This window comes from Aetokthonos hydrillicola CCALA 1050, assembly GCF_017591665.1.
GTDB lineage: Bacteria > Cyanobacteriota > Cyanobacteriia > Cyanobacteriales > Nostocaceae > Aetokthonos > Aetokthonos hydrillicola.
The window spans coordinates 1-18056 of the sequence record NZ_JAAKGC010000079.1 but is presented as its reverse complement, the minus strand read 5'-3'; the positions used below and the strand labels follow the sequence as shown (position 1 = coordinate 18056).

Genomic DNA, 18056 nt, shown 5'->3' with positions numbered 1-18056 from the left:
CTATATTTTAGTTTTGAGTAGCGCTAGGGAGTACCATTGGCTTAGCCGATTTTAATACGGCATCAACTAGCCCTGGAAACAGCGTCTCTAAATCTTCTTGTCGGAGTGTATTAATGTGCTGTGTACCTTCTTTGCGTGTCAAGACTACCCCTGACTCTCGTAAAATCTTGAAGTGATTTGACATGGTAGACTTAGCGATTGCAAAATCAAAATCAGCACAGCACTGCTCCCCTTTTGTTGCTAGTAGCCGCACAATCTCTAGGCGCACCGGATCCCCCAAAGCATACAGTACTCCAGCTAAAGTTATCTGTTTTTGGTCTGGGTGATAAAGGAATTTCATATTTGCATTATCTTAATAAAAGTAACTATATTTTATTTATTCGATTATATCGAAATATAGAAACTTTAGCTCTGCTTATGACTGACGGTTAAGCCGAACAGTTTAATTTTACTTTTCTTGATACAGACCAAGAAAGCTACACCGCTCATTATGAGGAATATCTGCGATTACGTATGCAGGTGGATTGATATAAATGGGATATCAGACAGTGGTATTAATGCGTAGATTGGTGAGAATTCCTATAAATCCCCATGCTTGCGCACTAACGCAACTACCCTTCTTGAAAGATAAATAAGTTACATTAAAGCTTTCTTTTTTTTAGTAAAAAAACATACACTAGCCTAGTGTTCCAAATATTTAGATTCTATGAAGCAGATGCCTTATAGAGTATGGTTTTTTAAGTAATAATACAATTTAGTAACTTTTAGAGTGAAAAATTACATATATAAACATTATATTACGTATGATTAGTAGAGCGTTTATATACAATAAAGGTGAAAATTGTATGAAGACGATTGTACAAAAAGTATGTAACAGAATTTTAAGAAAATATGAGAAGATTCCTTTTGTAAGAAACTCTGCTGAGATTGATTATCAATTGGCTTTAAAAACACATGCTTCTAATCTCCCTGTTCTTTCAATTGGAGATTTGAATTTAGTCAATGCTATCAACCGTGAAGGAATTGTTATGACTTCACTAGCATCTCTCTCGATAGCCTCAACACCTAAAATGCTTGAAAACGCAGAAAAGTTGATTGACAAAATTCCAAAAAGTATTTCTGCCAATAAAAATGAATACGTTGTTCATGCTACATCCGAGCAAATAATCGAGTATCCAGAGATTTTTATCTGGGGACTTGAACAACGCTTACTGAATATTGTAGAGAATTACATTGGGTTGCCAGTCGCTTATCATGGTTCTTATGTCCGTAGAGATCTTGCCAATCAAGTCCAAGAAAGATCAAGGCTGTGGCATATCGATAAGGAAGACCGCAAAATTCTCAAAATCATTGTTTATCTGAATGATGTCGATGATAATGGTGGTCCGTTTCAATATCTTCCAAAATCTCTAACCACAAAAGCAATAGATTCCCTCAAATATAGCTATGGCTATGTCACGGACAAAACGATGGAAAGTCTTATACACCCATCACACTGGAAATCCTGTTTAGGACCTTCTGGTACAGTTATTTTTGCCGATACAGGTAACATTTTCCATCGAGGAAAGATACCTGTAACATCAGACCGATTAACGATATTTTTTGACTACAGTTCTAGACAGGCAAAAGTTCAATTCTCGTACCAACCCTTCCTTCCTCAAGAGGATTTACATCTACTCACCTCAAACGTTACAGAATATCAAAAAAAGAGTGTTTTTTGGCGTGAAAGTCTTTCAGAATAGTCTCATACCAATTAATAATGCATCTACCTTTAAGTTTCTTCCTTGGGCTTGGATATCAATACCAAAGGATTTTTCATTCCTCGGCTTTTGTCTTTGTGTGCTACCAGATTTTTCAATTTGTTTAAGTGGTCTTTGAGGTAACAAATATTACTAATTTTTAAGTAATTGGACTGAGTGTGCCTGCCATCACGCCTTATACTCACTGTCCGATATCTGCAATTAACAATCAGTATTATCATTACCCAGAGTTCTAAAGTTCTTTCCCAGTGAGCGGAAGCTTATACCTTTTCAAGGGTAGAAAGTAGCTATAGCAATCCTATTTGATTTTTGAAAAAATCTCAGTAGCCTTGTAGGGTGTGTTGGCTCCGAGAGTACGGCACCGAAACCTTGGAATGGTGCGTTACGGACTTCGTCCTAACACAACGGCAGTCGCCTGCGGAGGGAAACCCGTCTGCAGCGCTGCCTGCCCTACATGTCGTTCAAAAATCAAGTATGAGTCCTATATCCCAAAAAATTATTAAAAATGTTATCAAACACTTTTCAAGTAGTGAAACTCTTGATTAATTTAAGAATAATTATTTAATTAGTACTTAGCACTCAAGCCTCTTTACTGCTAACTTTCAGAACAAACAAATTTAGCACTCTCAATGTTTAACTGCTAATAGATTGGCAAATTTTATGACTTATGATAGACATAAAATATAACTTCTTAAAAGGTAGACTTCTTGACTTTCAATCTAGGATACATTTTAAGAAATCAACACGATATCTATCTGGTAAAGAAATCGGGAAAGTAAAATGAAATACACTTTTGATATTGTAGGAGTGTCTCCAGTTTTACAATTTTTTAATCACCAATGTGATAGTCTACAAGCATCCCAGCCTTTTGGTGTCGAATACATAGGCACGGATAAATGCACACTTGATTCATTTATAAAATCTGTGGAACCGATACCGATAAAGTGGGGTTGGGATCTAGACGAAATAGTGCGCACTGTGATTCAGTTTTGGATGAACAACTCAGAAAGTATTGGCTATTGGAAATTACGTTTAAATGATGCAGGTAACGAAAATTTATTGGTGGGGAGAATCGCCGACATCAAGGCTTTGAAAACTGAGTTTGAACTCTTGCTAGAGCAAAATTGGTAATGTGGTTGTTAGGGATATATATAATCCTTGAGGGAATAGAAAGACGGCACAAGATAAATCGAGCAAGATGCTCTCACTAAATATATTTTTGTAAAATTGCGATGCTCCCATAACAAAAGCGTGGAGGATTCAGCCCTGCCACTAATTCCCCAACCCAGTCAGTTACTTCTCAGTAGCAAGCCTACGCTGCGGGCGTCGCGTAGGCTTGCCCGTAAGTCACTGATTCAAAAGTCATTCGCGAATCAGCTTTTTTGTCCAAAGTCCGATACGGTTTGCAAAAACCCCACATATTTTGAAGCTACCTCATCTGCATTTTCGATCAGCACCAGATGTCCTGCGTTGGGCAACCGGATCACTCTTGCACTAGGAATACACTCTTCCAATCGATTAGCCCCACTAATGTCGTAAATCTTGTCTTCCTCGCCCCAAACAGCCTAATGGGTTCACGAATGATTTAGGACTGCTATATATAGCAAATTACCATTTATTAGGCACTCATGATGTGTTGTCGCTCTCACGTAAGGAAAATTAATTATTCGCTATTGAGGGGGCGGAAAGCGCTGCTCTCGCGCTGGACTCGCCAGTTGGTGCAACGCTTATAATGCTTATTTGATATAAGCTAAGAGAACCAAGCACTAAAAACAATTATGTTAACAAGCGTTGACCGTTTATTATTCGTACGACAAGTACCGATTTTTAAAGAATTAAGGGATGATTTGATCGTGCGGTTAGCTTCGGTGATGGATGAACTATCTTTCACAACTAATTACAGTATTTTTCAAGCAGGGGATGAAGGGCGATCGCTATACATTATTGTTTCGGGGCGAGTGAAAGTTCATATTGGTGCTCAACAACTGGCTGTGTTTACTAAAGGACAATCTTTTGGGGAAATGGCAGTGTTTGATGCCCAACCTCGTTCAGCTTCAGCAACAACTTTAGAACCTTGTAAATGTTTGGAATTAACACAAGAGCAACTCTACGATGCAATTGAAGAAACTCCAGAAATTGCTGTAAATATTATCGGAGTCTTATCACGTCGTATTCGAGAATTGAATGATAAGTTTAATGCTTTAAGTGTGAAAATTTGATATCTCCAATTAACGTACCAGGAGGTAATACCAATTCTCTAAAACAAAACAACAAACACAGTGGGTAGGGGCGAACGGTGTACTCTGCGAGAAGCCCGAGGCTACGCCCTTATAAGGTTTTGGATGTGTGGTGACATTTAAGCGAATTCGTATCGTAAAATTTTATTAAGAACGTGGACAAATGAGTGTAAAAATAGACAAATGTGGCAAGACTGGCAACATGAAGTTATCAATGCAAGATATAACTTATCGGTTATCTGGCTGGCATATTTTTCTTGATAGTCGTCATTGCGGACACTGCCAATTTTTCATCTAACTACATTTGTAGTATATTGGTTATTATTGTAATATAGCCTGAAGTAGCTGTATACTAAATACAAGAGTATTCGGAAATAATGACAATTAAAGGTTTTTTTTATTTTTTTGGCTTTTGGGAGGATTGGCTCAAGTGTGAGAAAACCGTCGCAAGCGGAAGCAAGCGACGGCTAAAACTATTACTCTCTATCACTTATTAATAGTTGTCACTAAGATTAGCTTATGCAGTAGCGCGACAATATTGAAGAAAACGCTTGGGAATATCTGGACGTTCTCCCCAGTGGAGATGAATATAAGAAGCGTATACCCAGGGATAAGTACCCCATCCCTCGTATCCTGTAGATTCGTCACAGTCGTAGCGGTAAGTTTCAAACAGAGGTTGGTTAACAGTAGATGTTAAAGAGGAACGATGAAACTCATGTCCCCTAACAGTTGTACCTACATCGACTAGCAAATTATTTGCGACAGCAACAGCTCGACGATACCCTAGAGTTAAACGTCCACCCATTACAGCTATCGTAGGCAGTACTCCTACCATTGACCAAGAATGCTCCTGAAAATCAATAATTTGCTCACACAAATACATTAACCCACCACACTCAGCTATTGTAGGTATACCCTTAAGGATTGCTTGTTTCACTGCATGACGGGCATGGGTGTTATTTGCTAGTTGCTCAGCAAACACTTCAGGAAAACCACCGCCAAAATACATCCCCTCTACAGATTTTGGTAGTTCAGTATCTTCTAACGGACTCCAGAAAATTAGCTCTGCACCTAACTCTTGCAACAAGTCGAGATTATCTTGGTAGTAGAAATTGAAAGCGCGATCGCGCGCAACGGCTATGCGGATTTTAGACTCGTAAAAAAAGTGAGAATTTTTGCTCGTGGTAAATTTCCCTTGTACGTCCGTCCGTAACAGTGGTAGTAAGTTTTCCCAGTTAAAGCATGTATCTCCTAAATCAGCCAGTCGATCAATTAAAGCATTAAGTTGGGGAAGCTCTTCTGTGGGTACTAAACCGAGATGACGATCTGGAATTGAAATGTTATCTTCACGTCGTAGGACGCCAAGAATTGGTAATTGCAGGGGTTCTAGAGAATTTTTTAACAAAGATAAGTGGCGATCGCTTCCTACCCGATTTAGTACCACACCAGCAATTTTAATTCTCGGATCAAACGAGCAATAACCGTGGGCGATCGCAGCCACAGAACCAGACAACCGGCTACAATCAAGGACTAATAGTACAGGTAAATCTAACAGCCGTGCTATATGAGCCGTACTTGCAAAAGTGGTTGGGGATAAAACAGATAATTGGGATTGCTCCCCATCCTCCCTAGCACCTACTCCATCAAATAACCCCATCACCCCTTCAACAAGTGCATACTCTACCCCTTGGGTATGAACAGAAAAAGACTTCTGTACGTAAGCCTCAGAAGTTAACACCGGATCTAAGTTGCGACAAGCACGATGAGTAACGTGCTGATGAAACATTGGATCAATATAATCTGGACCAACTTTAAAAGATTGTACTTGTACCCCCTTCTTAGATAAGGACGCTAAGAGAGTAAGTGTAACAGTCGTTTTACCTACTCCACTGCGTTCTCCGGCAATCACTAAAGTCATATGCTGTGGTATTGTTCTTCGGTTTTTTCTCTAAAGTGCATAAGTTAAATGTACTAACATCTATGTAACCGGACAATTTGACGACTCCTCTAGAATAGCGATCTATGACCAAACCGTCTTATCTTGATTTTGATGCTGCCGCTTACCCATGGAAAAAAGATATTGACTATCGCGCACACCCCGAATTATATCGCGTCGGAAAAGGTGAGCAAGGAGTGTTAATTTGTGAACCCTACAAGAGTGAGCTAGTACCGCATTGGCGGTTTAAAACCCCCGACATCGCGCGTGCCAGTAGCCAAAAGCTTTACGAGATGTTTCAAGCCTATCTTGATCAGGGAGAATTTGTGGGAGCAGATATGGCGCGAAAATTTTTGCAGATGGGTTTCACACGAGCGCGTCGCTACACTAATTACCGTGGCGGGCGCAAGTATCGAGCGGAGGATAAGACTTTACTGGAAAAGGGCACAGGCGATCCACAGAAGGCTGAGAGCGCACGTATCTTTTACGAAATATGGCAAAAGGCGGAGCACAACCCTCAATATGCTGAAAAGAAGCAGGCTTGGAAAGATAAATTAGGCTAAAACGCCCATGTAAAAAGCCCGTTAGTCTCGAAATTACATTAAAACCTCAATCCCACGGTAGATTCTAATTAATATGTAGTTCCGGTTGAATAGAGGAACCGTGCACATATGCGGATAAATTTAAATGAAGCGTGACACCGCTGGTAAATTTGTTAGAAACTGGGATTCAGAAAAAAAACAACGAGTTAGTATATCTATTACGAGTACAGCATGGGGATTGCTTGATGAAGAGGCAAAAAAGCGAGGAATTTCTCGATCAGAAGTAATTGAACATGCTGCCCGCGAGCTGGAAAAAGAACGAGAAACTGAACAGCGGGTGACAACAATCCTAGAAAGCATTACAGATGCCTTTGTTGCTTTTGATCGGAATTGGCACTACACCTATGTGAATCAGGCAGCAGCTAAAATTTTACACAGAACACCAGAAGAACTCATCGGTAAGCATGTTTGGAATGAGGTGTTTCCTGAAGTGGTAGGTAGTGTAGGATATCAAGCACTGCATCAGACAGTCGATCAACAAGTGCCTGTTTCATGGGAAGAGTTTGGGGAGCCTATTGGTCGCTGGTTAGAAATAAATGCGTATCCATCACCTGACGGTCTGGCAGTGTATTTTCGCGATATCACAGAGCGCAAACAAGCCGAGGCAGAAAAGGAGCGGTTACTGCATGAGCTTGAGACTGAACATGCTCGCTTTGAAGCTGTTTTACAGCAGTTACCTGCTGGCGTGTTAATTGCCGATGCTGCATCCGGTAAATTAGTTCTCGCAAATGAACAAGCCAAACAAATTGTTGGGTACGATTATGAACAGTATCTTGAACTAGAAGAATATGTACCTATTACACCATTTGTAGCCTTTCACTCTGATGGACAGATGTATGCGCCTAATGAGTATCCATTAGCGCGATCGCTCCAAACAGGTGAAGTTGTCTCTAACGAAGAAATGAAGCTACAAAGTGATGATAGTCAGACTTTTATTAGTGTGAATTCTGCGCCAATTCTCAACAGCCAAAATCAAATTGTAGCAGCTGTTGCTGTGTTGCAAGATATAACCGAGCGTAAGCAAATAGAAACAGCACTGCGACAGACGGAAGAACGCTTACAACTTGCTGTATCTTCGGCTCAGATAGTTGCCTGGGACATGGATTTAATCACAAATTATGTGGTATGTTCCCCCAATGCACTCTGTGTTTGGGGTCTGGAAGAAGGTACAGTAGAAGATTTTTTGGCCAAAATTCATCCAGATGATCGGCTACAAGTTATACAAACAAACCAAAGGGCAGCGGCTGGAGAAACAGTTTATCAGCAGGAGTACCGCTTGATTGGTCCAGATGGAGAGATCCGGTGGCTTGACAGCCAGGGAAGAGTCCACTTCGATGCAGCTGGACGGGGAGTTCGCATGGCTGGCGTTTCTGTCGATGTCACAGAGCGTAAACAACTGGTTGAAGAGCTTCAACGCAAAGAGAGACAACAGGAATTTTTAATTCAATTAAATGATGTAATTCGTGCTATTCAAGATCCGAAGGAAATTATGTGGCAGGTGATGTGTGCCACAGGAGAGCATTTCCGTGTCACTCGTTGTACCTACGGTGAAATTGATCCTACCCAAGAATATGTCATCGTTGATCGGGACTACTGCAACGGGGTAATCAGCATCATAGGCTCTCACCAAATGGATACTTTTGGTCCGGAAATTATTGCTGAACTCAAGCAGGGCAAGACAGTTATTGTAGATCATGTTGATACTGATCCTCGGACTAGAGAAGCAGGTGCAGCTGCGTTTGATGCCATTGAAACTAAATCTCTTTTATGTGTTCCGTTGGTCAAACAAGGAAGGTTTATGGCGTTATTTGTGCTACACCATATCTCGCCTCGTCACTGGACAGACGAGGAAGTAGCTCTGATGCAGCAAATTGCTGAACTAACTTGGTTGGGCATAGAGCGATCGCGAGCAGAAGAAGCATTGCGGGAAAGTGAGGCTTACTTGCAATTAGCTCTTAAGGTTGGACGGATGGGAGTGTGGAAGTGGGATATACAAACTAGTGAAATTTCCTGGTCAGAAGGACACTTCACAATGTTAGGGCTGCAACCTTATGAGTGTAAACCCAGATATGAAATTTGGGCAGATCGAGTGCATCCAGCGGATGTAGTAGAAACTGAGAACAAGTTTCAGCAAGCTATGCTGAGCAAGAAAGAGTACCATCACGAATACCGCCTGCTTTGGTCAGATGGTTCTATTCATTGGGTGGAAGCCAGAGGAGGGTTTACTTACGATTTAAAGGGAAATCCGAAAAATTCCATTGGTGCTGTCATTGACATCACAAAACGCAAGCAAGCTGAACAAGATCGGGAACAATTACTAGAGCGAGAACATATTGCGCGAACGCAAGCGGAAACTGCACAACGTCAGCTAGCAACTATTTTTGAAACTTCTCCAGTGGGAATTGGTTTGTTGGATAGTAAGCAGCAATTTATCGCGATTAATGAGGCTTTAGCCCAAATTAACGGACTATCCCGTGAACAACATTTAGGGCATTCAATTTCTGAGCTTTTTGGTCAATCGGATCCTAGATTAGTCGCAGTCTTTGATGAGATTTACAATACGGGAAATAGCTTTATTTCACCCAGCTTTGCTGTCAATGTTCCTGGCCATAGCGATCGCTCTCCAGGCTACTACAATGTTTACTATCTACCAACGACAAACTCAAACAATCAAGTAGAAGATGTTTTAATATATGTGGTAGATGTAACGGAGCAAGTCAAATTAGAACGAAACCAGCGCTTTCTATCTGAGGCAAGCGCAGTTTTGGCTTCTTCCCTGGATTACCAAACTACACTAGAGCGAGTAGCACAGTTAGCAGTACCTGAGTTGGCAGATTGGTGTGCAGTCCACATAGTTAAAGAAAATAGTTCTATCGACCAAATTGCAGTAGCTCATATCGACTCCGCCAAACTTCAATGGGCTAAGCAAATCCAACAAAAATATCCCCTGAAACCGGATGCTCCCAGAGGTTCTGCTTGGACATTACGCACAGGAAAATCAGATTTATTAACAGATATTCCTGATGAATTCCTAGTACAAGCAGCCCGTGATCCAGAACATTTAGAAATTTTGCGCTCTGTTGGGTTTAAATCTGTAATGACGGTGCCACTACGAACCCAGGACAGAATTGTGGGCGTAATTTCCTTTATCTGTGCCGAGTCAGGACAACGTTATGATCAGAGCAGTTTACAGCTAGCAGAAGAACTAGCTCATCGTGCCTCCTTAGCAATTGAAAATGCTCAATTGTACTGCAGATCTCAAAGCGATCGCGCTAAAGCTGAAGCGGCTAACAGGGTTAAAGATGAATTTCTCGCAGTACTATCACACGAGTTGCGATCGCCCCTGAACCCCATTTTAGGTTGGACACAACTGCTGCGATCTAAGCGCTTAGATGTCTCAAAAGCTGATCACGCTTTAGAAACAATCGAACGAAATGCCAAGTTACAAGCCCAATTGATTGAGGATTTATTGGATGTCTCCCGTATCCTTCAAGGAAAAATGTCCTTAAACGTTGCACCGGTAAATTTAGTTGCAATTATTGAAGCAGCCCTAGAAACTGTACGATTGGCAGCAGAAGCCAAGAATATTCACATACAGACGATGCTCAATCCTATTTTTGGAACAGTTTCCGGGGATAGCAACCGTTTACAACAGGTTGTCTGGAATGTCCTTTCTAATGCTGTGAAGTTCACTCCATCTGGAGGACGAGTGGAAGTGCAACTACAGCAGATTGGAATGTATGCTCAAATTGAGGTTAAAGATACAGGAATTGGCATCAGTCGAGAGTTTTTACCTTATGTATTTGAATACTTCCGTCAACAAGATGGTGCAATGACACGGCAATTTGGTGGGTTAGGATTAGGGCTGGCTATTGTCCGCCATTTAACTCAACTGCATGGAGGAACCGTTCAGGCGTATAGTCTAGGGGAAAATATGGGAGCAACATTCATACTAAGTTTGCCATTAAATGCTGTTCAGCACGAGTTATCTGAAGATAATCACCCTTGTGAAAGTGAGATTGAACTGAGGGGTATTCAGATACTAGTTGTAGATGATGAGCCAGATATGCGCGATTTGGCAGAGTTTATCTTGACGGGAGCTGGGGCACAAGTTACTACGGCAGCTTCAGCATTAGAGGCACTGACGGTATTCAATCAATCCGTGCCTGATTTACTAATTTCTGACATCGGTATGCCAGAAATGGATGGTTATTCTCTGATGCGGCAAATTAGAAAATATCCTCCGGAAGAGGGAGGAAATATACCAGCGATCGCACTGTCTGCCTACGCAGGAGAAATCAACCAAAAACAAGCACTGCAAGCAGGATTTCAGCAGCATATAGCAAAACCTATTGTTCCTGACGAGCTAGTTAAGGCGATCGCAATATTAATGGGAACTGTAGCATAAACAACCCCACCGTAAAGTTGGGTGGGGCTTTTTGAATGGTTCAAGACATGTTCTGTACCACTAATTTAACGTTTGCGTTTTGTAGACCAGGTTGTTTGAGTTCGCACAAGGTTTTGTTAAGTATATACTTCTGATTAATTGACTCAATTAATACAGCCAAATTGTGCTTTTTGGCAACACCCAAAAGGTCAGCAATTAAGTCAAAAGATCCATCAGGATTACGCTCCCATCCGATATCATATTCACCTTCAAGAACCGCAACAATATCCGCGCAAATTTGTTGGCCACGGTAACCGCGAACAGCAGCATCAACGCTAACACAAATACCTAAGTCACGTAACGTTATTTTCAAAATTTCTGCATCAGTAAATTTGGTGGGAAAACTACGAAAGTGAGACAAAGTGATTTCCTCCTGATAAATTTTTAGGAAAACATTAATACTTAAGATTCAAGGTGGGTAAAGAGGGTGACTACTAGGTTTGCTCTCGTCGATTCCTTTCAGACACGCCTATTTTTGAAGCGAAAATCAGAGCAATCGATTGCTTCTTCGGTTAAGGCAAAAGTAGGGTGTAGAGGACACTTGAGACGATATTCTCCTGTAAAGAATTGACAGTTTGCACAAGGAACTTGATGCAAACGCTTCAAAGTAGGAATTCCATCTTGGGCAGCCATCCAGATAGACCACAACAGAAAAACAATCGACGCCCAAATAGTTAAAAAACAAATAGGTGCCAGAATAGGTTGTAAAGCATGTAATATTCGGGGATACAGTAGTTGGAACATAGTTAGCCCCTAAGGGGAATTCAAAATTATCAATCCCCATAGATAAATCTGGGGGCTTATGAATAAGGCTTTTATGGGAGATTGAGCATTGATTTTTCTCCTGAAACTTTTTTGCCTGGCTCCATAGAAACTTCTTTAAGCTATCTCTACTACTTCATTAACTCTTCATCCTAAAGGAGCAGTTTTCTGTAAATAAAAGTTGTTAAATGTGACACATAAAAAGAGTACAGAAATTACTTCTTTTTCGCTCGAATCCTTACAGTAAAATCGCTGTAATGAAGAACACAATTTGATTTAATACAAATCTCTCTCCTGAGCGGGAAATGCAATCGAGTTAGTAAGAGTTAATTTGTTGATTACTCCTGCAAAAGTAAATTGCATCATACAGCCTAACGAGCTAAATCCGAGAATTAAGCTTGTTTTATCTCTTCTTATACTCGCCAGATTATTATCTGAGATTGACCTCCAATTGAAGGCTGAAAGGGTGTTTATTTAATTACAAAATTGTTGCTGGCTCGCTAGTATTAGCAACTTCAATTAGCTAATGGAGGATGTAATAAAAATACATGCCAACAAAATTTCCTAAATTTAACCAGGATCTCGCTCAAGATCCGACGACACGTCGGATTTGGTATGCGATGGCAACAGGGAATGATTTTGAAAGCCACGACGGTATCACAGAAGAAAAGCTTTATCAAAAGATTTTCGCGACGCACTTCGGTCATGTGGCAATCATTTTCTTGTGGGCTTCTAGTCTTTTGTTCCACGTAGCTTGGCAAGGCAATTTTGAACAGTGGATCAAAGATCCGCTTCATATTCGCCCAATTGCCCATGCGATATGGGATCCCCACTTTGGTGAACCAGCAATAGAGTCTTTTAGCCAGGCTGGTGCTAACTATCCAGTTAACATTGCTTACTCTGGTGTTTATCACTGGTGGTACACCATTGGGATGCGACACAACGGCGACTTGTATCAAGGTGCAGTATTCCTGCTCTTGCTAGCGGCATTCTTCTTGTTCGCAGGGTGGCTGCATTTGCAACCTAAGTACAGTCCTAGTCTCTCTTGGTTCAAGAGTGCTGAACCTCGGCTGAACCACCATTTAGCAGGTTTGTTTGGCGTGAGTTCTTTGGCATGGGCTGGTCACTTGATCCACGTTGCAATTCCAGAATCACGTGGACAGCATGTGGGTTGGGAGAACTTCCTCTTCACCCCACCCCACCCAGAGGGTTTAGCGCCCTTCTTCTCAGGAAATTGGGGAGCTTATGCTGCTAACCCCGATACTCCTAACCAGATATTTGGTACATCACAAGGTGCAGGAACCGCAATTCTAACGTTCTTAGGTGGCTTTCATCCTCAGACCGAGTCTTTATGGCTGACGGATATGGCACACCACCACTTGGCAATTGCAGTGATCTTCATCATTGCTGGTCACCAGTATCGGACGAACTTTGGTCTTGGTCACAGCATCAAAGAGATGCTTAATGCCAGAAACTTCTTTGGTATCAACACTGAAGGTCAGTTCAACCTCCCACATCAAGGGCTGTACGACACCTACAACAACTCGCTGCACTTCCAGTTGTCGATACACTTGGCAGCGTTGGGTACAGCACTCTCATTAGTGGCGCAGCATATGTACTCATTGCCGCCTTATGCCTTTATTGCAAAGGACTTCACAACTCAGGCATGTCTGTACACACACCACCAATACATTGCTGGGTTCTTGATGATTGGTGCTTTTGCCCATGCTGGTATTTTTTGGGTACGTGACTACGACCCTGAGCAAAACAAGGGGAACGTCCTAGACCGTGTGCTCAAGCATAAAGAAGCGATTATCTCTCACCTAAGCTGGGTATCCCTATTCTTGGGCTTCCACACTCTAGGCTTATACGTTCATAACGATGTGGTCGTCGCTTTCGGCACACCAGAAAAACAAATTTTGGTTGAGCCAGTCTTTGCCCAGTTCATCCAAGCAGCGCATGGTAAAGCATTGTACGGCTTAAATGTTCTGTTATCGAATCCAGATAGTATTGCTTATACCGCTTGGCCGAATAATGCTAACGTCTGGTTACCAAACTGGCTGAGTGCGATCAATGACTCAAGGAATTCACTGTTCTTGACGATTGGACCTGGTGATTTTCTGGTACACCATGCGATCGCTCTTGGTTTGCACACAACCGTATTGATTTGTGTTAAAGGTGCATTGGATGCTCGTGGAACTAAGTTGATGCCTGATAAGAAGGATTTTGGTTTCACCTTCCCTTGTGACGGTCCAGGTCGCGGTGGTACCTGCCAAACTTCTTCTTGGGAACAAACTTTCTACCTCGCCTTCTTCTGGATGCTCAATCTGCTTGGGTGGGTTACTTTCTACTGGCACTGGAAGCATCTAGGTGTTTGGCAAGGTAATATATCTCAGTTCAATGAGTCTTCGACGTACCTTATGGGTTGGTTTCGCGATTACCTCTGGGCTAACTCTGCTCAAGTTATTAACGGTTACAACCCCTACGGCACGAGTAATTTGTCTGTCTGGGCTTGGATGTTCCTTTTTGGACACCTAGTTTGGGCAACTGGTTTCATGTTCCTGATCAGTTGGCGTGGATACTGGCAGGAATTGATTGAAACTCTCGTTTGGGCACACGAGCGTACTCCCTTAGCAAACCTTGTGCGCTGGAAGGATAAACCTGTTGCTTTGTCCATTGTCCAAGGTTGGTTGGTTGGTCTAACTCACTTCACTGTTGGTTACATCCTTACCTATGCAGCATTCCTCATAGGTGCAACTGCCGGTAAATTTGGTTAAAGTTTTAAATTTCCTCGGAGCTTTTAGCTGTTTCCTCCTTTATACCTTTGGGTTAGAGGAGGTTTTCTCTATTGGTAGCCAAAAACACAAAGTTCGTTCAGAAAAATTATAAAATTAATAGTTTAGAACTAACGCTTACTTCCTAAGATTAACCTTAACCTGTCTTTTAGATAGATGTATATATTTGGTAACAGAAATAAATTTTCTTAAAAGACAATATAAGTTAGCACAAATTTTCTAGTTTATTAATGACTTAAAAATTTTTGTGTGAGCTATTACTACATTACTTAGATAGTGATTAAAAAAATGAGCATTAGTCTGCAATACCCTGCATTGTTCATACTTCTACTAGCGTCCCTGCTAGGAACAATTAATCAAATGAGCCTAGCACTAGACGAATTAGATATTGAGCGCTTTTGTCTTTGGACTGCGATTGCTTCTGTTATTGCTGGGCTACCAGTGACCTTGTTGTAAAGTGAATCGGAAACGGGCGATTAAAGGATGAATAGTTATTAAAACAGGGAACAGGAAAATAAGTGTATCATTAATCCTGTCTAAGTGCTTACTATATCGCTTTTAAGGATATGTAGCGGTGGATGTGGTTTGGTGAGCTTTTGCCCAGATTCCTTAAGTCGATAGCCTAATCCGTAAATTGTCTCAATCAAATTTGCGGTCATTCCCGCCGTTTTTAACTTCTTCCGCAGCCCCTTGATATGAGCTGTGACAGCTTCTTCTCCAGGAGCTTCAGCACAAAACCAAATCCTGTTAAGCAACTCACTTCGAGTAAATATTTTGCGTGGATTTCGCAGAAAAAGCTCCAGTAAATCATACTCTTTGGGAGTCAGGTGCAGATACTTTCCTCTATAGATAACGACTCTATTGGTAGTATCAAGTTGTAAGTTTTCCCAAACCAGAACCGCAGGTAGAATTACTCGGCTACGTCTCAGTAATGCTTGAATTCGAGCGATTAGCTCTGGTAAAGTAAACGGCTTCATAATGTAATCATCGGCTCCTCCATTTAAAGCCGCGACGTGAACATTAGGACTTCCTTGACCAGTCATTATAAGAATCGGCATTTGATAACTCAAACTACGCAATTGCTTAGTTATGCTAATACCATCGATTTTAGGAAGGATTATATCCAGCAATATCAGATCATAGTTAAATGCGGTTGCCAATTCCAGTCCAGTTTGACCATCTGAAGCTATCTCAATTCGATAGTTATGACTCATAAGTGCTTGTTGTAGCACTGCTATGAACTCTAAATCATCTTCTATTAAGAGAATTTTCATGCAAGATTCTTCCCTTATTCGTTAACAGATATTACGTATTTAATGTCTTTACTATTCGGATAAAATTGTTATACCAATCGTGTATGAAGCTGCACTATATTTCCCTATAAGTGGGTCTATTCCAACAGAGCCTAGATTTTTAGGCTCATAGTTTGGAGCATCTTCATAAAAAACAGTATCAGTGAAAAGCCCAAAAAAAGATAGTTATAATCAATTAATAGCTTAATTTCGAGATTTTTTGCAAAAAATTTTAAACACCAGCAACTTTACTAAAAAAATAAAAACAACCTGCTAAAGCAAAGATTGCACCAAACTGGGTTATGTTGCCAACAAATTTTCAGTTACAATCACCTAAATTTCTTGCAGATGCACGCAAAGATCTTGATAGAGAGCATATAGCATTATACAACAGCAACTGTTAACTATCACAAAACTGTACTCTATCAAGGGAAAGTCGATCTATGGCACAAAACTTGTCTTCTTTAGTTTCGTTATTGTAAAAATATTTTGTATTCTAAAATACTTCTAAATTTAACTAATATTATATCTCTAGGTAGACTAAATATTTTTAGTATCCGAAGTAAATTATTTTATACAAAGTATTTAATACATAAATATAGCAATCCGGTATCAGTCATGAGAAAATACGGAGACAGCAATCCTTATTTTGCAAGCATTACAGGCTTTATTCGTTCTCATGTATCATTTAGGACTGCTATAGAACGTTATCAGGAGTATTGATAAACTTCTAATTCCGGAAGGCAGTCCCAATAGAAAATTTTTCTCTGCCATGCACGAAACTGGGGTCGCTTCTACTTAATCTTCGAAGCTCGTAAGTAGTACTTGTAAAGCTAATTTGGTATTGCGAACTATTTGAGTTTAGGCTATGCGTAAGAGCTTGGTAATATTCTCAAAGGTCTGGGTTCAAAGTGTCGCCAGGTTTGTGGCTCAAGTTAACCAGCCGTTTTGTTGAAAAATTTCATGATAAAAACGTCTCAAACTATTCAGACTCAATCTGTTGAATCGTTATTCAAGCTTTGGGCACAACGTTACGTACTTGATCTTTCTTCTGTATCCAATCAGACTTTATTATTGCAAGCTAACTCATCCAGCGGTCGAACTTTAACTGTTAATAAATTGAAGGATCGTGTGTTGGATATTAACTGTCAGATGGCATGGATACAAACTAAAACTTTATATAACTATATAAGAAATATTTTAGATTTAAATGAGGCGAGACGTATAACTCAGTTTGCTTTACGAGTTTATACTAAGCTATTGGAAATTTACCAACAACATGCGCTTAGTGAGAAAGCTTTGACAACAGCACAACTTGATAGTCATTCTGTTTGTGGATTAAGCACTTCACAGATTAACGAGCTACTATACGGGCTGGAACCAACATTAATAATATTTCAAGAGCAACACCAAGTCTCGAAGGACTGGCGTGCTCTTGGCTTTATGACTTCACAATTGAACTTTACCAACAGCTTAATTCTTAACAAGCTGACCTGTTTTGAAAAAGTACTGCTTAGTCCTTATTTGAAGTTTGTTGAAGAGCAAGTCTCTAGCCCATGGCAACGTGTTTGTTATGCTGCAGCTCAATATCAGTTAGATTCGCCAAGCTTAATAATTGTAGAGCACTTGCTACCTGCTGCTGATGAGATTGCCCGAGCCGTTTACCAGCAACTTGCTGAATTGCTTCCTCATCACCATAGCCGAAGGGGAGCTTTGAACCATCCTGGCATAGCGCATTCTTGTATTCGTGACCTAAGTATGTTTCAAGCCTACTTATGGCTATGTGTATTAGAGCGTAGTTTATCCCCTATAGAGCAAGAACTCCTTCCTTTGTCTGTAATGGTTGTAGAGGGTGTGGAAATCAAATGGGAACTGACTCAAAAATGGTGTCAATTTTTATGTGATGAAATTATCCGTCGAGTCTACTCACAACACCAAGCCTTATTGCTACCTTATACTATAGGATTGCAGCAGATATTCTTTCAACAACGTCGCCACTTAGGCTTTAGAGAGTCTTCAATTCGACTATAGTAAGAGCGCACTTTAGAATTTTCAGGAACCCTGAAGGTTGCATAGCAAATTGTCTAACACCAATTAATAGAGGTCAAGCCCTCGGTCTATTAGGACAGCTCGGCTGCGGACATCACTGCACTTCCACCTACTGCCTATAAACAGGTAATCTACCTGTGACCTTACTGGATTAATCCATGAGAGTACTCATCTTG

At 40.8% G+C, this 18056-nt stretch carries 13 protein-coding genes and 1 rRNA gene; 8 read left to right on the top strand and 6 right to left on the bottom strand.

The genetic code is table 11. The annotated features are described in order from the left end of the window. Positions 1-7 precede the first annotated feature (7 nt). The gene (locus G4P69_RS27860; RefSeq protein WP_208345084.1) at positions 8-340 is read right to left on the bottom strand and encodes an ArsR/SmtB family transcription factor; all 333 of its coding nucleotides are present in this window, start codon (positions 338-340) and stop codon (positions 8-10) included. A 505-nt stretch (positions 341-845) separates the two neighbouring features. Here G4P69_RS27860 and G4P69_RS27855 point away from each other — a divergent pair. The 3 genes from G4P69_RS27855 (at position 846) to G4P69_RS27845 (ending at position 3979) form a co-directional block, all read left to right on the top strand. Beyond that, positions 846-1742, top strand: coding sequence for a phytanoyl-CoA dioxygenase family protein (locus tag G4P69_RS27855; protein WP_208345085.1), 897 nt, complete (start codon positions 846-848; stop codon positions 1740-1742). A 798-nt stretch (positions 1743-2540) separates the two neighbouring features. After that, positions 2541-2891 carry a hypothetical protein gene (locus tag G4P69_RS27850; protein WP_208346362.1) on the top strand — a complete coding sequence of 117 codons (351 nt, stop codon included), beginning with the start codon at positions 2541-2543 and terminating at the stop codon, positions 2889-2891. A gap of 647 nt (positions 2892-3538) precedes the next feature. After that, positions 3539-3979, top strand: a complete 441-nt coding sequence (locus G4P69_RS27845; RefSeq protein WP_208352604.1) for a Crp/Fnr family transcriptional regulator — start codon at positions 3539-3541, stop codon at positions 3977-3979. Positions 3980-4514: 535 nt separating this feature from the next. Here the strand turns inward: G4P69_RS27845 and G4P69_RS27840 are convergent. Next, positions 4515-5915, bottom strand: a complete 1401-nt coding sequence (locus tag G4P69_RS27840) for a cobyrinate a,c-diamide synthase (protein ID WP_208352603.1) — start codon at positions 5913-5915, stop codon at positions 4515-4517. Between the two features lie 104 nt (positions 5916-6019). Here G4P69_RS27840 and G4P69_RS27835 point away from each other — a divergent pair, with 104 nt between their 5' ends. Both G4P69_RS27835 and G4P69_RS27825 read left to right on the top strand, forming a co-directional pair. Beyond that, positions 6020-6496, top strand: a complete 477-nt coding sequence (locus tag G4P69_RS27835) for a DUF4385 domain-containing protein (protein WP_208345861.1) — start codon at positions 6020-6022, stop codon at positions 6494-6496. Positions 6497-6620: 124 nt separating this feature from the next. Continuing rightward, entirely contained in the window at positions 6621-10943 is a 4323-nt protein-coding gene (locus G4P69_RS27825) for a PAS domain S-box protein (protein WP_243903081.1), read from the top strand. Between the two features lie 40 nt (positions 10944-10983). Here G4P69_RS27825 and G4P69_RS27820 read toward each other — a convergent pair whose 3' ends face one another. Then, positions 10984-11343 carry a DUF1257 domain-containing protein gene (locus G4P69_RS27820; protein WP_208352602.1) on the bottom strand — a complete coding sequence of 120 codons (360 nt, stop codon included), beginning with the start codon at positions 11341-11343 and terminating at the stop codon, positions 10984-10986. 98 nt (positions 11344-11441) lie between these two features. Beyond that, positions 11442-11726 carry a hypothetical protein gene (locus G4P69_RS27815; protein WP_208352601.1) on the bottom strand — a complete coding sequence of 95 codons (285 nt, stop codon included), beginning with the start codon at positions 11724-11726 and terminating at the stop codon, positions 11442-11444. 566 nt (positions 11727-12292) lie between these two features. Here G4P69_RS27815 and psaB point away from each other — a divergent pair. Both psaB and G4P69_RS27805 read left to right on the top strand, forming a co-directional pair. Continuing rightward, positions 12293-14521, top strand: a complete 2229-nt coding sequence (psaB, locus tag G4P69_RS27810; RefSeq protein WP_208352600.1) for a photosystem I core protein PsaB — start codon at positions 12293-12295, stop codon at positions 14519-14521. A 306-nt stretch (positions 14522-14827) separates the two neighbouring features. Next, complete coding sequence (locus tag G4P69_RS27805) at positions 14828-14995, top strand: hypothetical protein (protein ID WP_208352598.1); 168 nt, start codon at positions 14828-14830, stop codon at positions 14993-14995. An 80-nt stretch (positions 14996-15075) separates the two neighbouring features. On the opposite strand, the gene G4P69_RS27800 is transcribed toward G4P69_RS27805, so the two are convergent. Beyond that, entirely contained in the window at positions 15076-15813 is a 738-nt protein-coding gene (locus G4P69_RS27800) for a response regulator transcription factor (RefSeq protein WP_208352597.1), read from the bottom strand. A gap of 981 nt (positions 15814-16794) precedes the next feature. Between G4P69_RS27800 and G4P69_RS27795 the strand changes: the two genes are divergently transcribed. Then, a complete protein-coding gene (locus G4P69_RS27795; RefSeq protein ID WP_208352596.1) occupies positions 16795-17862 on the top strand; it encodes a hypothetical protein in 1068 nt (355 codons plus the stop codon). Between the two features lie 69 nt (positions 17863-17931). Here G4P69_RS27795 and G4P69_RS27790 read toward each other — a convergent pair. Further along, positions 17932-18056, bottom strand: a 23S ribosomal RNA gene (locus G4P69_RS27790); the annotation flags it as partial.

Bases quoted from the DNA above. Each gene is read 5' to 3' on its own strand.
- G4P69_RS27795 (WP_208352596.1), top strand. From the start codon at position 16,795: ATGATAAAAACGTCTCAAACTATTCAGACTCAATCTGTTGAATCGTTA.
- G4P69_RS27860 (WP_208345084.1), bottom strand. From the start codon at position 340: ATGAAATTCCTTTATCACCCAGACCAAAAACAGATAACTTTAGCTGGA.
- G4P69_RS27855 (WP_208345085.1), top strand. From the start codon at position 846: ATGAAGACGATTGTACAAAAAGTATGTAACAGAATTTTAAGAAAATAT.
- G4P69_RS27800 (WP_208352597.1), bottom strand. From the start codon at position 15,813: ATGAAAATTCTCTTAATAGAAGATGATTTAGAGTTCATAGCAGTGCTA.
- G4P69_RS27835 (WP_208345861.1), top strand. From the start codon at position 6,020: ATGACCAAACCGTCTTATCTTGATTTTGATGCTGCCGCTTACCCATGG.
- G4P69_RS27845 (WP_208352604.1), top strand. From the start codon at position 3,539: ATGTTAACAAGCGTTGACCGTTTATTATTCGTACGACAAGTACCGATT.
- G4P69_RS27840 (WP_208352603.1), bottom strand. From the start codon at position 5,915: ATGACTTTAGTGATTGCCGGAGAACGCAGTGGAGTAGGTAAAACGACT.
- psaB (WP_208352600.1), top strand. From the start codon at position 12,293: ATGCCAACAAAATTTCCTAAATTTAACCAGGATCTCGCTCAAGATCCG.
- G4P69_RS27805 (WP_208352598.1), top strand. From the start codon at position 14,828: ATGAGCATTAGTCTGCAATACCCTGCATTGTTCATACTTCTACTAGCG.
- G4P69_RS27825 (WP_243903081.1), top strand. From the start codon at position 6,621: ATGAAGCGTGACACCGCTGGTAAATTTGTTAGAAACTGGGATTCAGAA.
- G4P69_RS27815 (WP_208352601.1), bottom strand. From the start codon at position 11,726: ATGTTCCAACTACTGTATCCCCGAATATTACATGCTTTACAACCTATT.
- G4P69_RS27850 (WP_208346362.1), top strand. From the start codon at position 2,541: ATGAAATACACTTTTGATATTGTAGGAGTGTCTCCAGTTTTACAATTT.